The following is a 14,735-nucleotide window of genomic DNA, read 5'->3' on the forward strand; positions in this document are numbered from 1 at the left end:
TTCGTGCCCGGCGCTCACCTGCCGGTGGGACCGAGACGGACCGGCAGCGCCTGGAGGCCCTGGAGCGCGATGGACCGCATGGAGGGGACCTCGTCACCGGCAAGACCGATCCGCGGGAAACGCGAGAACAGCATCTCCAGAGCCACCTCTGCTTCGAGTCTGGCCAGGGTCGCGCCGAGACAGAAGTGCGCGCCGTGACCGAACGCCAGGTGCTGGCGGGTGGAGCGTCCGAGGTCGAAGCGGTGTGCGCCGTCATGGACTTCGCCGTCGCGGCCGGCCGCGAAGAGCGCCGCGAGCACAGCATCCCCCCTGCGTATCGCGGTACCGCCGATTTCGATGTCCTCGGTGGCATAGCGCATGAGTGCGTAGCGCACCGGTGAGGAATGGCGCAGTCCCTCTTCCACGACGTCGCTCCAGGTGAAGGCACCTGCGCGCACGGCATCGAGCTGTTGCGGGTCGTTCAGGAGGCTGTGGACCGTCCCGGTGATCAGGAGGACGGTCGTCTCCTGGCCGGCGATCAGCAGCAGGAACATCGTCTGGAGGAGTTCTGCGTCGGTGAGGGAGCCGTCGTCCGCGTCACGCGCCGTGATCAGTTCCGTGGCGAGGTCGGCGCCGGGGGCCGTGCGCTTCAGGGCGATCAGTTGGGTGAGCTCTTCGGCGATCACCGCCTGCGCTTCCAGAATCCCCTGCCCGCTCTCGTCCAGCGGGTCGGGTGTCACCAGGCGGTCGAACGCTCCGCGCAGTCGGGTGATCGCCGAGGCGGGTACGCCGAGCAGCTCGCAGATGACGGTCAGCGGCAGTTGCCACGCGAACTCGTGACGCAGGTCCACCACCGGATCACGTGTGGCGGCGGTCTCGAGCTGATCGAGCAAGGTGGCTGCGATGTCCTCGATCCGGGGCCGCCAGGATTCGATGGACGCCCGCCGGAACGCGGAGCTGACGAGTCCTCGTAGTCTCGTGTGCGCCTCGCCGCCTGCGTGCAGCATCCCGGCGCCTTGCACGAGTGGGATGAGTTCCCAGTCGTCGGGTATCCGGCCGTCCGTCAGGGCGGGCCAGTGGGCCGGGTCCTTGGTCAGCTTCGGGTGTCCCAGTACCGCTTTCGCGCTCTCGTAGTCGAGGGCGGCCACTGCGGGCACGGCCCCCGGCAGCAGTACGTGCCGGACGGGGCAACCCTGTGCGAGCAGCTCGTGCGCTTCGGCCACGGGGTCGGCGGCCGGGTCGAGCGGGAAGGGGAGGGTATCGGGTTGCTCCACATGCACTCCTTCGGAAGTCGGCACACCGAGTGGCCGTTGATCCAATTCTGCCTGCCGGGTCACCCCCGTTCGGGCTGTTCACGGGCCGGGACCGACGGCGGCGAGCCACGAGGACTCCGCTGGTAGGGTTCGCGGCTGCGGGCGGGGAGCTGGGTGCCGCCGCCCGCAGCCGTACGTGACGCAGGTCACGGGAACCCCTCCGACCGTGCCGGACAGCCAGCAAGCGTGACGACAGAAATGCGAACCCGGATACGGTCCGGGGATCCGGACGCCTATGCGGAGCTGTTCGACGGCTACGCCCGCGCCGTCTACAACCATGCCTTCCGGATGACCGGGGACTGGGCCGTCGCGGAGGACGTCATGTCGGCGGCCTTCCTCGAAGCGTGGCGGCTGCGCGGCTCGGTCGACCCCGAGGGCGGGTCACTGCGGCCGTGGCTGCTGGGCATCGCCACCAACCTCGCCCGCAACCACTGCCGCAGCAACCGGCGCTACCGGGCCGTCGCCGCTGCCGCCGCGGCCGCGGCAGGTGCCGCGTCCGTGCCCGACCACGCCGAAGAGGTGGCCGGCCGGCTCGACGACCGGCAGCAGATCGCGGCCACGCTGAAGCAGTTGAGCGCACTGCGCGCACCCGAGCGCGAAGTCCTCCTGCTGTGCCTGTGCGAGGGACTGGAGTACGCGGAGGCCGCAAGGGTCCTCGGCATTCCGGTCGGCACCGTCCGCTCCCGGCTGTCACGGGCCCGTACGAAGCTGCGCAAGCTGGCCGACGCGGAACTGAGGAAGAACAGGCGGGAACTCGTGGCCCGGTCACGACAGACATATGGAGACCGCGACACGAAGGCGGTCCGGTCCGCACAGGAGGGAACCCGATGAACGCCGACCTTTCCCGACCCTCGTTCGTCGAACGCGAACTGCCCGCGGGCCGCCACCAGTTCCACAAGGAGCGCCTGATGACCCAGATCCACGACGACCTCCGAGCCTCCGGCGCCGGCCCCGCCGCCGCGCCGTCCCGTACCGGCACGAGGCGCAACCCGTTCCTGCGCCGTGCCGTCCTCGTGCCCGTCGCGGGCTTCGCCCTGGCCGGCGCGCTCGCCGCCGGGTTCTTCGGCTACGTGCAGCTGGGCGCCGCGGACGGCCCGCGCTCCACGATGGCCACGGGCCCGGCGATGACCACCCGCATCGGCGCCGCCGACGCCAAGGGAGCGCCGCAGCTCCTGGACCGCATCTCGCTGGCCGCCTCCGCTTCCTCGGCCGCGCACTCCGGGGTGCGCGCGGACCAGTACGTCTACATCGGGAGCAAGACGGCGAACACGTACGTGAAGACCGAGGGCGACAAGCACACGCTGGTCAGCGAGAAGCTGCACGAGCGCCACCAGTGGAACTCCCCGGACGGCATCAAGGGCTGGCTGATCGAGCCCGGCAACACCGGCCCGGAGGGCGTGACCCTGGAGGGGCCCGACGAGACGGGCCACACCCCGACGGCGCACCTCAACGCGCCCAGCTACAACTACCTCGCCCAGCTACCCACCGACCCCGACGTGCTGCTGCGCAAGATCTACGAGGAGACCAAGGGCAAGGGCCGCGGCCCCGACCAGGAGGCCTTCACCACGATCGGCGACCTGCTGCGCGCCAGCTACCCGCCGCCGGCCCTGACGGCCGCGCTCTACAAGGCAGCGGCGAAGATCCCCGGCGTGGTGTCGTTGGACGACGCGGTCGACGCCGCCGGCCGCCACGGCATCGCCGTGGCACGCCTGGACGAGCAGTCGGGCCAGCGGGAAGAGTGGATCTTCGACCGGCAGTCCCTCGCCTTCCTCGGCGAACGCACCGTCCAGGTGGAGGGCGAGTCCGGTGAGCAGGGCCTGATCAAGCCCGGCACGGTCGTGTTCACCAGCGCCGTCATGACCCGGACCGTCGTCGACCACATCAAGGAACGGCCGGCCACCTCGGGCTGACGGCGGCCGTCGCCGCGCCGGGCGGCCCAGCCCGGACACGTGGCCGCCCGGGTTCTGCCCGCCGGCGCGTGCGCCGGGTACTCGGCGGCGGTGTGCCGTGCGTCCGCTCACCCCAGGGTGAACAGGAAATTGACGGAGTTGTAGTAGTTGGGCAGCTGCACCAGGTCCGAACCCCTGCGCGGCGGGTCCGCCTTCGGCCAGTTCCGGGGGCCCAGCAGGTGGTCGGAGTAGTCGCTCTTCGGGACCGGCGGCACGAACCAGAGCCTGAAGGCGCCGGACCCTCCGGCCGGAGCGGACCTCCAGAGCTGCGTCGTACGGCCGCTGCCGGAGCGGCAGGTGCGCAGGACGACGTCGACGGCGTTTCCGCCGGAGGCGGTTCCGTCGAGGCAGGTGCCCGTGCCCGTGTTCCGGAACTGGTACGTGCCCTGGCCGGCCGGCAGGCGCTGCCAGCCCTGGGACGGGTCGCCGGTGCACGGCTGGAGCTCCAACGACCCCTCGGAGCCGCTGCCGGCGAGGCCGACGCACAGCCCCGAGGCCGTGTTGACCAGGGGCCGGCCGGTGGTGGGTGTGGGGTCCGGCGAAGGCGGCGCGGCGGACGCCGTGGGAACGACGGGTGCCGACGGGGCGCCGACGGGGGCGGTGGCCGACATCGCGACGCCGATGGACACGATCGGTGGCGCCGAGTCCGTCGGGGACGGGAACAGGAACGGGTCCCGTTCCTCTTTCGGGGCGGGGCTGGGTATCGCCACCTCGGGCGCGGGTGCGGCCCGCTCCGGCCGGTCCTCGGCCGGCAGCAGGACGAACGCGGTGAGCGTCGTACCCGCGACGGCCGCCGCCGCGGTCCACTTCCCCGCGCCGAACCGCGCCGCCGCCAGCTTGAACCCCACCGCCTTGCCCGCCGCCACGTGGTGGGCGCCGTGCACACCGGCGGACAGCGCGGACGAGGCCGGATGCCACAGCAGGATCCCGGCCGGCAACAGCGCACCGAGCCGGTTGTTGACGGCCCTCAGGTCGCGCTCGGCCCGCCCGCAGTCGGCGCACGCCTGCAGGTGCCGTCCCAGGTCCCGGCTGATGCGCTTGCCCGGTCGGCGCAGCGCGGCGGCGAGCTGGCTGCCGTAGTGCCGGCACTCGTCGCTCGCACTCTGGTCCAGGTGGGCGCGCAGGTACGCCTCGCGCAGGCCCTCCCGGGCGCGCGCCGCCAGGGAGTTGACGCCCCCCGCGGAAATCCCGAGGCGCCGGGCGGTCTCGGCCGCGGGCTCGGGTTCGACGACCGCGTGCCACAGCACGGACTGCCAGCGCTCCGGCAGCGACCGGTACGCCCGCAGGACCAGCGAGCCCTCCTCCGCCAGCAGGGCGGCGCCCTCGACGTCCTGGTCTGCGGAGAGTTCGGCGGCCCAGGTGTCGAAGTCGTCCGACAGCTGGGTGCGGGCACCGCGTCGTGCCCATTCGGTCGCCACCCGGCGCACACAGGTCAGCAGGTACGGCCGCCAGGCGTACTCGGGTCCGGCGCCCCAGGCGACCGCCCGGTAGGTGCGGGCGAAGGCCTCGGCCGCGAGGTCACTGGCGGTGGCCAGGTCCCGGCAGCAGGTGCGGGCGTAGGCGCGTACGGCGTCGTGGTGACGGGCGAACACCTCGCCCATCACGTCGCTGAGATCGGAGTCCGGCGCCGAGTCGCGCTCGCGGAGCAGCGCGCAGAGCTCTGCGTCGCTGAGGTCGTGGAGGTCCTGCCGGCGTGCAGTTCCCGATGTGCTCAACCTTGCTCCCGTTGACTTGCTGATGGCCGGCACGGCGAATGCCAGGCAGGTGGGCAGTGGGGGTGCGACGCTGCGCCCGGCCGGAATTCGCGCAAGTGTGCACGTTCCGGGGGCCTGTGGGCAACCAGGCTCCTCGCTACCGCGTGAGCCGACGCGAGTTCGGCAAAGGCCTGGCAAAGTCGCGGGACGCCGCCCCGCCCACGCCGTCTCCCCCGTACCGACGACCAGGCCTGGAGGCGCACATGCGGCACAGCGGAACCACCCCGCACGGGGGACGTGTCCCCCGCCGAAGAAGCCTTGAAATGCAGGGGCTTGGTCCGCCAAAAAGATTCGTGAGGTCCTTGCCGTGCTGGTAGGAAACGGGGATGGATACCGAGACCCTTGATCCCATGGACCGTCTGATCGCCGAGCGGGCCTGCGAACGCCTGATCGTGCAGTTCGTCCACGAGCTCGATCTGGGTGACCCGGGGGCGGTGGCCGACCTCTTCACCGAGGACGGGGTCTGGGAGTGGGCTCTTGACGACCGCAGGGTCCAGGGCCGTGCGGCACTTCGGGCCTACTTCGGCGCTCGGCCCGCGGACCGGCTCTCGCGCCGCATCTGCACGAACGTCCTGGTGACCCTCACCTCTGCCGCCACGGCCACCGCGGCCACGTACTTCACGACGTACCGGGTCGACGGACACACCGGCGACGGCTACGCGACCCCCCGGATCCCCACGCAAGTGGGGCACTACGAGGACGCGTTCCGCAGGGTCGACGGACGGTGGCTGCTCAGCCGGCGTTCCCTGTTCCTGGCCTTCGCCGGTCCGACCGAGCGCCTCGGACCGGCGGGCCTGCGGTAGTCCGAGGTCAGTCCTCCGCCTCCGCCAGGGGCTCGTCCGGGTCCGCGGCCATGACCAGCTGGGTGATGTCGTGACCGTCCGGGGTGCGGACGTCGATGCGGTACACGCCCGGGCGCGGGGCGGTTGCCGTTGCGGTGGCCAGGCCGTCCTCCCAGGTCAGGGTGAGGGGGGTCGGGCTGTCGGGGTGTTCCAGGTCGGTGAGGCGGCAGATCAGCCCCGAGAGGGTGTCGACGTCGGTGAGGTGGAGCTTCCACGGACGGCCCGCCCCGACCAGGTCGGGTGCGCTCAGCCCGCAGCCGGCTTCGCCCTGGGGTGCTCCGGGGTGGATGTCGTCGCGGACGATCTCGGTGACGGCTTCGAGGGCGGTCTTCGCCTTGGCGACGTCCCCGTGCTGGAGCGGCAGCGGGGTGACGATGTCGGTGAGGACCGCCGACTCCTTGTAGACGGTGCCGTCCCCGTACACCTGGAAGTAGCGGATGCGGTCGTGCCGGTCGAGGATGAAGGTCCCGTCGGAGTTCTGCCGGGCGCCGTCGAAGTGCGCCTCGACCTCGCCGCCGGTGATCGTCAGGTTCTGCCAGGTGGGCTGGTTGACACCGACGACCGAACGGTGGCCGGGCAGGGCGATGCCCTTCTGGACGTGGTGGAAGCGGGCCGCCCGGCGCGCCAGCTCCGCGTCGCCGCCGATGGCCGCGACGTCGCTCGGCGTGAGGTGGCGTACGTCGTCCCCCGCGCGCAGGCTGCGGTACTGCGGCAGCAGGTCGTGCAGGCCGGGCATCGTGGCGCAGATCGCCCGGAGTTTGCGGTGGGGCAGCCGTACGGGGGCGCCCCGGCCGGTGGCGAGGATGACGGCCGCCTTGACCGAGCCCTGGAACGGGGTGCCGAGGGTGATCACGCCCCGGGTGTCGGCCTGGAGGTCGCCGTCGTAGCCGGGGTCGAGGGCCGCACGGGTGACGAGGCCGCCCATGGAGTGGGCGACGAAGACGAGCCGGCCCTCCCGCTGGTCCTTCCGGTGGCGGCGGGCCTGGGCGTGGGCGGGGTGACGGCGCCAGGCGGTCAGGTGCAGGCGCGCGGCGTCGGCCAGGAGGCGGCCGTTGACCGCGACGGGCAGGCGCCAGTCGTAGGCGAACTCCAGGACCGCGGCGTCGTCGGCGACACTGGTGCGGATCGTGTCGACGAGATCGGTGTACGGCTCGCTGCCCGCGAGGTAGGGGGTCCAGGCGGAGTGTTTCAGGAGGCCGGTCGCCTCGATGCGGCCGGTCTTCCCGGCCAGCTCGTCCTCGGTCATCGCCAGGGACTTCAGGCCGGAGGGCGTGGTCCAGGCCTTCAGCAGCCAGGAGACGCCGCCGAGGCCCCAGACGTCCTTGCCCGTGCTCGTGTCACGAAGGGTGCTGCCCATGATCCCCGGTACGACGACCACCGCGTCCTGCGTGACGTGGTCGGGTAAGTCGTCGGTGCGGGACGGGCGTTGCTGCTGCGTGTTCATGGCAGTGAAGAATAGGGACCGTGGACGGGCAGCGGGGCGAGATCGGCTTAGCCGATGCGGTGCAGGAGGCTGCGCTGCCGGCGGAGGCCGAGCGGCGCGCCGGCACGTTGTACGTCCTGGTGATGGAGGACGGCACCACGGCACTGCGCGAGGCCCTCGACGAGCAGCTGGAGGCGGTCGCGCTGTGGTGGGAGCGGCCCCCTCCCGACGGCCCCGGGTTCGTGAAGGTCGCGCCCACGGGTTCGGTGACCAGCCGCCATGACGTGGAGTGCTTCCTGGAGTCGTCGAGGATCCGGGAGGCGGAGCCGGACGTGCCGGTGGTGCTGTACGTGTCGGGCCACGGGCTCACCTCGGGCGCGGCCAGGCACTTCGCGGTCCTGCAGCGGACCGAACGCCACCGGCTCCTGGGCACGGGGATGCGTACGACGGAGATCGTGACGGCCGCGCTCGACTCGCACGCCCGGGACGTCCTGGTGATCGTGAACATGTGCGAGTCGGCCGACGCGGCGGGGGAGCTGCTGGAACTCCTGCGGAGCCTGGACTCCGCGCGCACCGCGCGCGCCACCCTGAACGTCCTGACCACCGCGGCGCCCAAGATGCAGGTGCGGGGACGGGAGTTCGCGCTCGTCCTGAGCCGGGCCCACGAGTGGCTGCGTACGGCCGGCGGGATCACCCGCCCCTACCTGTCGATGGAGGAGTTCAGCCGGGCCCTGTACCAGGCGGCGCAGACGGTCGGCGCGGAGCTCGGCCGCAGTCTGTCCCTCGACTGCCGCGCACTGTCGACCGGCAAGCTGCACGTGCCGACCACCGCGCTGCCGAACCCGGGCCACCGGCCGGAGCAGGCCGCGGTGGAGGAGAGCCGGCAGGAGGTGGCGGCGACGCTGGAGGACCTGGACTACTGGCTGGAGAAGGCCAGCGGCCGCACCGGCGCCGACGACACCGGCTGGTACTTCTCGGGTCGCAGGCGCCTGAACGCCTCGCTGGTGTCGTTCCTGAAGGGCCCGCCGGGGGTCCTCGTCGTCACGGGCATCACCGCGAGCGGGAAGTCGGCGATCCTGGGACGCGCGGTGACCTTGAGCGACGCGAAGTTCAGGAACTCGGCGCTGTTCGGGGCAGCCGTCGGCCACTGCCCGCAGGACACCGTCCCGGACGAGGGCGCGGTGACCATCGCGGTCACGGCGCACCACCGGGAGCCGCTGGGGCTGCTGAAGGTCATCGCGAAGAAGCTGGGGGCGGCGGCCGACCCCTCGGGCAGGGACCAGCTGAGCCGCTGGCAGCTGGGCCTGCGCAGGTTCCTCGACTCGCCCGGCCCCATGGTGACGATCGTCGTCGACGCACTGGACGAGGCGACCGACCCGGCGGCGGTGGTCCACCAGGTCCTGGTGCCGCTGGCCGGACACCTGTACGGCCACCGGTCCGGACCGCCGACCGGGCCGGCATCCGGGCCGGCGTCCGGGCCGGCGGATCCCGTACGGCGCGGGGTTCGGCTGGTCGTCGCCGTCCGCAGCAGCGACGGCGCCGACCGCCCCGCCGCGGGCACCGGCGGCCGGGAGTTGCCGGGCCGGCTACGGGAGGCGTTCCCGGGGGCGGCCGTGCTGCGTACCGACGACGGGGACATGGGCGGGGACGTCGAGGGATACGTACGGGCGCTGCTGGCCGGCGAGGCCGACTGGGCGGAACACGACCTGACCGGCATCTCGCGCACGGTGGCCGCGGCGGTCGGGCGGTCCTTCCTCGACGCCCGCGTGGCGGCGCACCAACTGCGCACCGAGGGACCGCGGCTGTCGGCCGACGACGGCTGGCTCGCGCGGCTGGGCGGGGGCACGGCGGGACTGCTGGAGGACGATCTGGCGCGGTCGGCGGAGGACGGCCTGGGGGCGCAGGAGGCGCTGGCGCTGCTGCGCGCGACGGCGTTCGCGCAGGGGCGCGGCACGGCCTGGGGCGAGGTGTGGCCGGCGGTCGCGTCCGCCGTGCACGGGGAGGCCCTGCCGGACGCCGATGCCAAGATCCGGGTGCTGCTGGAAGGCCGCCTGGCTGGGTATCTCACCCGTGACGTGGAGGAGGACCAGCGGGTGTACCGGCCGGCGCACGAGCGGCTGGCCGCTGTCCTGCGCGCCTGGCCCGCGGGCGGCGCGGCACCTGGTGGGGGGATCGGGATGGGAATGACGGACGGTCAGGACGAGCCTGTCGACAGGGATGGTGGGACCGACGGGACTGATGAGGTCGAGGGGGACTACGAGGGCGGGAGAAGGGGCACGGGCACCGACCCGGGCGCAGCCACGGACACGCGCGCGGGCGCGGACCCGGGCACGCGCGCGGGCGTAGCCACGGACGCGGAAACGGCCACGGGCACGCGCACAGCCCCGGGCGCGGGCACGGACGCGGGCACACGCACGGACGCGGGCGCGGGCACGGGCACGGCCACGGACCCGGACGCGGACGCGGACGCAGCCGTGCACGCCCGTATCGCGCAGGCGCTCGCCGGTCTGGCCGCGCCGCACACCGGCCGCCACACCACCGGCACCGCCCCGCACCCGTACGTACGGCGGTACCTCGCGCGCCACGCCCGCCTGGGCGGGGTGCTGGACGACGCGCACGTGCCGGCCGACGTCCTGCCGTGGCTGACCGGCAGCCCCATCCGCGGGCTGCTGGGCCCGGGCCGGGGGCAGGAGGGCCGGCTCTGGCTGGAGGCGTGGGCCGCGGTCGAGCCGTACCTGCACCGGGCGGACGGTGACGACCACCCCTCGCGCCTGGCCAGCCTGCACCTGGCGTACACGGCGCTGCGCCACCCCGGTCTGCCGCGCCCGCGCACCCCCGAAGAGGCGGCGGGACCGCTGGCGGTGCTGTGGTCCCGGTGGATGCCGCCCGTGAACGTCCTGGCCACCCTCGACGTCACCGTACGGTCCCTGACGGCGGTGCCGGCACCCGACGGGCGCCCCGCGCTCGCGGCGGGCGACGACGACGGCGGCATCGAGCTGATCGACGCGGTCGAGGGAACGCCGGTCCGCGAACGGATCGCCGCCCACGAGGGATCCGTACGCCGACTGGTCCTCGCGCCGCGCCCCGCGCAGTCGCCGCTGCTCGTGTCCGGCAGCACGGACGGCACCGTCCGCGTCTGGGACCCTGCGACCGGGCGCCTCGTCGACCAGGTCCACCGGCCCGGCGGGATGTGGATCGCCGACGTGTGCGCGTACCGCGACGGCGGGCACGAACTCGCGGTGGTCAGCGTCAACGGGGACGGGGCGGTGGTCTGGTGGAACGAGCGGATGGGCCCGCTGGACCTGCTGACCCTGCCCGGCGACACACCCCGGACGGGGACCACGGCGCTGGCGGCGGTGGAGCACCCGCCCGGCCGGCCGCTGCTGGCGATCGCCGACTGCGCGTTCCTGATCTTCCGGGACACCGCGGCCGAGACGGAGGTGGCGCGGTTCGAATTCCCGGCCGAGGTGCGCGCGCTGGCTCCCACCACGCGGCCGGGGACGGTCGCGGCCGGGCACGCGGACGGGAGCGTCACCGTCTGGGGCGTGGGCGGCCCGCTCGCCACGCTTACCGGCGCCGACGGCCCGGTGAGCAGCCTGACCGCGCTCACCGTGGGCGCACGCCACCTCGTGGCCGCCGGGACGGGCAGCCGCATCGCCGTGTGGGACGTCTCCCGGTGGGACACCGCCGCGAAGGAGCCCGCGACGCTGCTCGGCGGGCACACCGGTGCCGTGACCGCGCTCGGCCCCGTCGACTCCCCCGGTTCCGGGATCCTCGCGTCGGCCTCCACCGACGGCACGCTGCGCCTGTGGAACCGGGAGGTGCTGGAGCGCGCACTGGCCGGCGCCCGTACCCGTACGGCGGCCGCCGAGCAGGCGCCGACGGGCGGGGTGCTGCTGCTGCCGGAACCGGGTGAACTGCACGGTCCGTCCTGGTTCGCACTCAGCGGCAGCGGCGGGCACGTCGAGGTGCGGGACATCGGCACGGGGGACACGGCCGCCCGCGTCGACACCGGACGGCCGCCGTCGGCGATGGCCTGGGCACGCCGCCGGGCGGGGCACGTGCTGGCGTATGCCGGGTCCCGGGACGCGTCGGCCGGGTCCCCGGCCCACGGCATCCGGCTGTGGGACGCGGGAACCCGGCAGGCGTTACCGGACGTTCTGCAGGGGCATTTCCTGCCCGTGCGCGCCCTGGCCGGCTGTGCGACGGCGGACGGACGGCACCTGCTGCTGAGCGGCGGGGACGACGAAACGGTCCGGCTGTGGGACCTGGACCGCATGGCCCCGCTGCGGAAGTGGACCGGGCACGGCCTGCGGATCCTGGCGGTGGCCGCGGCCTCGTGCGAGGAGAGCGTGGACTGGTTCGCCTCCGCAGGCTCCGACGGCACCGTACGGCTGTGGGACGCGGAACGCGGTGGTGCCGCGGGTGCGCCCCTGCGCTGCGACCAGGGGCTCCTGCACGCCGTCGCCGTCAACCCCGGCCCGTTGGACGGCCTTCCGCCGCATCTGGCCAGCGGCGGCGACACGGGGACGGTGCGGCTGTGGGACCTGCGCGAACGCCGCCCCCTGGGCGAGCCGCTGAGGGGCCACACCGGGGCCGTGCACGCCCTGGCCCTGTGGAACACGGAGGGCCACGGCAGCTTCGTCGCCTCTGGCTCGGCCGACGGGACCATCCGCGTCCGGGACGCCGCCACCGGGCGGTGCCGGCTGCTGCTCGCGGTGGGAAGCCCCGTACGCAGCCTCGACGCGCACCCGGCGGCGGCCGGCGGGCGCGTCGTGCTCTCCTTCACCGGTGACGCCGGAGCCGCCGCGGTGGAGATCGACCTCGCACAGTGCCGCGCGGGCGGGACCTGATCGCCGCCATGCGCCCCCCGCGTTCCCTCGTGCGCCCCCGGTGGCCACCGCAACCCGGTCGCATCGGTCGTACGAGAGCATGAAAATGATCGTTCGGCATGTGCCCCGGACCGATACGCCGCAGGGCCCGCGCCATCCGCTCCTGAGCGCCCCTCATGAGCACCACACCGTCACGGACCGGCTCTCCCGGCGGCCGGGCCGCTCCGCCGGCCCGGCCGCCGCCACGAGCCACGAGCATCATCGGCCCCGCGCCTGGCGGCGGGCGGCCGGAGCAAGGAGAGCGGCCGCATGAGCCGGGACACCGTACAGCAGGACGTCGTCCTCATCCCCGCGCCCGAACGCGGCGTCTGGCGCCTGGGAAAGGCCAAGAACCCGTTCACGTACGAGCGGATCAGCCAGGAGGACGCGTCCCGGACGGGCGGAAACCGCTGGAGTCTGGTCAGCTACGACACCCTCTACTGCGCCTCCCAGCACGACGGGTGCTTCGCGGAGGCCTTGGCACCCTTCCGCGTGGCCCCCAAGATGCTGGAGGTCATCGGGGACGAGTGGACGAAATCGTCCTTAATGGCTCCCGGCATGATCCCCCGTGACTGGATCACGCGCCACATCCTGGTCCGCGTGCAGCCTCCCAAGGAGGCCCGCTTCCTCGACGTGGACGACGAGCGGACCCTGGAGACACTCTCCAGGGAACTCAAGGACGAGCTGGCGGAACAGGGCGTGGACGCGCTCACCGTGGAACACATCCAGGGGTTCAACCGCCGGATCACCCGGCTGATCTCGGCCTGGGCCATCACCCAGCGGACCGGCCCCTCCCGGCAGGAGCGCCTCATCCACGGCATCGCCTACCGCTCCCGCTTCGGGATGCGCCAGTGCTGGGCCGTCTTCAACGACGTGGAGCTCAAGCAGGAGGAGACCAGCCTGATCTTCCCCGAGTCCGAGGCGCTGCGGCGGGTGGCGCAGGAGTACGACCTGACGATCCTGTGAGGCGGGGGGAGCCTCCCCCTCCCCCCTGAAGCCCCTCCCCCAACCCACCTGAAAACACGACTGAAGCCCACCCGTAAGCCGCTACACCACTGTCGTCCAAAAGAGCGAAACAACCCGCCGCCCACCGTTCCGACAGGACTTCATCTGCGCAGGTCAGAGGCCAAGTTCCGGTCCAAACGCGCTACTTGACGCGCCGTCGACAACGAGCCGGATTCTGCCTAAAAGGTGGAGTTGGAGGATGATAATGGGTAACCTAACCGGTACATCGACCAACGTGGAGCATGTGGGGGATCTCATGAGCAACACCCGTTGCACCGTAAGTGCGTTCTTAGCCGTGGGGCTCGTGCCGTGCATCGCAGCCCCACCACCTCTCCAGGGCTCAGCACCCTCGGATCACCGCAGGCATTCATGCGCCGGATCCCCACGGACCGGAATACATCGATGCTGAGCGCCGACCGCTAGTCGGCACGCCCAACCACCCGCGCTGGTACACGCTTCCCGGCGGGTCGGGGACACACCACGAAGCGTTCGCAGCTCGCCGAGACCGAGCATCCCTTCCGTCTGCCCCCGCGGCAGCACGCGACAGCCAGGTCTTGCGGGCACACCCCGACACCCGTCGCCTGAACACGCGACCCGTCAATGCACGGGCGCGCAGTCAGGGCAACGAGGGAGACCTGACCATGCCTTCTGACACCACCACGCCCCCCGGGTCCGCAGCCGTCGCCAAGAGCGTCGCGAGCGCCGAAAGGGCCCATGTCGCGACGGTGCGCATGCACATCAGCGAGATCGCCCGCTTCCTCCAGGAGACCCTGGGGCAGCGCCTGACCGCACGCATCGCCAACATCAGCGACCCCAAGCAGGTCGGCAAGTGGGCGTCGGGCGACACCACGCCCCGCCCCGAATCGGAGCAGCGCCTGCGCGCCGCCCTCCAGGTCTTCCAGCTCATCCAGGACGCCGAAAGCCTCTACACGGCCCGCGCATGGATGATCGGCATGAACCCGCAGCTCGAAGACGAGGCGCCGGCACAGTGCATCGCCGACGGCAGGATGCGCGACGTGATGGTCGCGGCCCGCGCCTACGTCGACGGCGGCTGACCCCACGTACCGCCTCGGGACAGGAGGGCTACGGCACCAACCGTGCCGTAGCCCTCAGACCGCTGACCGCTGACCGCTGACCGCGCGCAAACGCCCCGGATCCTCAGGCCTTCGACCGGCTGTACGCCGAGGGTCCCCGCCGCCGTCTGACCGGCGCTGCGGACAAAGCCCCCGCCTATACCCGGCTCGAAGCGCTCACACTCCCGGGGCCGCTACCCGGCGGCCACCACCTGGCCGGCCGTGACCTGGGGAGGGTTGGGCAGCAGGGAGGCGAGGCTGTCCCGTACGAACTCCGCCGCCCTCTTGATCGATTCTTCGGCCCCGGCCTGGTCTTCGAAGACGCTGGTGGAGACCATCACTCCACCGCCCGCGTCGATCCAGTAGTAGGCCACGAATCCGGGCACCTGGCGCAGGAGGGGGACGAATCCCTCGTCCACCCGGCGTCCCGCCTCGGCGGGATCAGTCACCCCTGCATACCGTCGAACCACTGCGTACACCGCTGTCTCCTCGTTAGGCCCAAGGCAACCTCGCGCGAACGACATAC

The 14,735-nt window shown here is 72.7% G+C and carries 10 protein-coding genes; 6 read left to right on the forward strand and 4 right to left on the reverse strand.

What is annotated here, in order from left to right:
- Positions 1 to 14 precede the first annotated feature (14 nt).
- Positions 15 to 1,253 (reverse strand): cytochrome P450, encoded by a 1,239-nt coding sequence (locus ACIPK4_RS33540; protein WP_402319904.1) that lies wholly within the window; start codon positions 1,251 to 1,253, stop codon positions 15 to 17.
- A 237-nt stretch (positions 1,254 to 1,490) separates the two neighbouring features.
- Here ACIPK4_RS33540 and ACIPK4_RS33545 point away from each other — a divergent pair, with 237 nt between their 5' ends.
- Together ACIPK4_RS33545 and ACIPK4_RS33550 are read left to right on the forward strand one after the other, a co-directional pair.
- Positions 1,491 to 2,123, forward strand: a complete 633-nt coding sequence (locus ACIPK4_RS33545; RefSeq protein ID WP_402319906.1) for an RNA polymerase sigma factor — start codon at positions 1,491 to 1,493, stop codon at positions 2,121 to 2,123.
- The gene (locus ACIPK4_RS33550) at positions 2,120 to 3,202 is read left to right on the forward strand and encodes a CU044_5270 family protein (RefSeq protein ID WP_402319909.1); all 1,083 of its coding nucleotides are present in this window, start codon (positions 2,120 to 2,122) and stop codon (positions 3,200 to 3,202) included. The genes ACIPK4_RS33545 and ACIPK4_RS33550 overlap by 4 nt, the downstream gene beginning before the upstream one ends.
- 107 nt (positions 3,203 to 3,309) lie before the next feature.
- On the opposite strand, the gene ACIPK4_RS33555 is transcribed toward ACIPK4_RS33550, so the two are convergent.
- The gene (locus ACIPK4_RS33555) at positions 3,310 to 4,956 is read right to left on the reverse strand and encodes a sigma-70 family RNA polymerase sigma factor (RefSeq protein ID WP_402319912.1); all 1,647 of its coding nucleotides are present in this window, start codon (positions 4,954 to 4,956) and stop codon (positions 3,310 to 3,312) included.
- A 365-nt stretch (positions 4,957 to 5,321) separates the two neighbouring features.
- Here ACIPK4_RS33555 and ACIPK4_RS33560 point away from each other — a divergent pair, with 365 nt between their 5' ends.
- Positions 5,322 to 5,798 carry a nuclear transport factor 2 family protein gene (locus ACIPK4_RS33560; protein ID WP_402319915.1) on the forward strand — a complete coding sequence of 159 codons (477 nt, stop codon included), beginning with the start codon at positions 5,322 to 5,324 and terminating at the stop codon, positions 5,796 to 5,798.
- A gap of 7 nt (positions 5,799 to 5,805) precedes the next feature.
- Here ACIPK4_RS33560 and ACIPK4_RS33565 read toward each other — a convergent pair whose 3' ends face one another.
- Positions 5,806 to 7,281 carry an esterase/lipase family protein gene (locus tag ACIPK4_RS33565; protein WP_402319918.1) on the reverse strand — a complete coding sequence of 492 codons (1,476 nt, stop codon included), beginning with the start codon at positions 7,279 to 7,281 and terminating at the stop codon, positions 5,806 to 5,808.
- Positions 7,282 to 7,301: 20 nt separating this feature from the next.
- On the opposite strand from ACIPK4_RS33565, the gene ACIPK4_RS33570 reads away from it, so the two are divergent.
- From ACIPK4_RS33570 to ACIPK4_RS33580, 3 genes are all read left to right on the forward strand, one after another.
- Positions 7,302 to 12,113: a hypothetical protein gene (locus ACIPK4_RS33570; RefSeq protein WP_402319921.1), complete on the forward strand. Its 4,812-nt coding sequence runs from the start codon at positions 7,302 to 7,304 to the stop codon at positions 12,111 to 12,113.
- A gap of 288 nt (positions 12,114 to 12,401) precedes the next feature.
- On the forward strand, positions 12,402 to 13,097 hold the full coding sequence (locus ACIPK4_RS33575; RefSeq protein WP_376202983.1) for an RES domain-containing protein: 696 nt from the start codon (positions 12,402 to 12,404) through the stop codon (positions 13,095 to 13,097).
- 680 nt (positions 13,098 to 13,777) lie between these two features.
- On the forward strand, positions 13,778 to 14,191 hold the full coding sequence (locus ACIPK4_RS33580) for an XRE family transcriptional regulator (RefSeq protein ID WP_376202986.1): 414 nt from the start codon (positions 13,778 to 13,780) through the stop codon (positions 14,189 to 14,191).
- A 212-nt stretch (positions 14,192 to 14,403) separates the two neighbouring features.
- Here the strand turns inward: ACIPK4_RS33580 and ACIPK4_RS33585 are convergent, their stop codons facing one another.
- A complete protein-coding gene (locus tag ACIPK4_RS33585) occupies positions 14,404 to 14,658 on the reverse strand; it encodes a hypothetical protein (protein ID WP_402319925.1) in 255 nt (84 codons plus the stop codon).
- Positions 14,659 to 14,735: the final 77 nt, after the last annotated feature.

The organism is Streptomyces sp. NPDC086989 (genome assembly GCF_044745505.1).
Classification (GTDB): Bacteria; Actinomycetota; Actinomycetes; order Streptomycetales; family Streptomycetaceae; genus Streptomyces.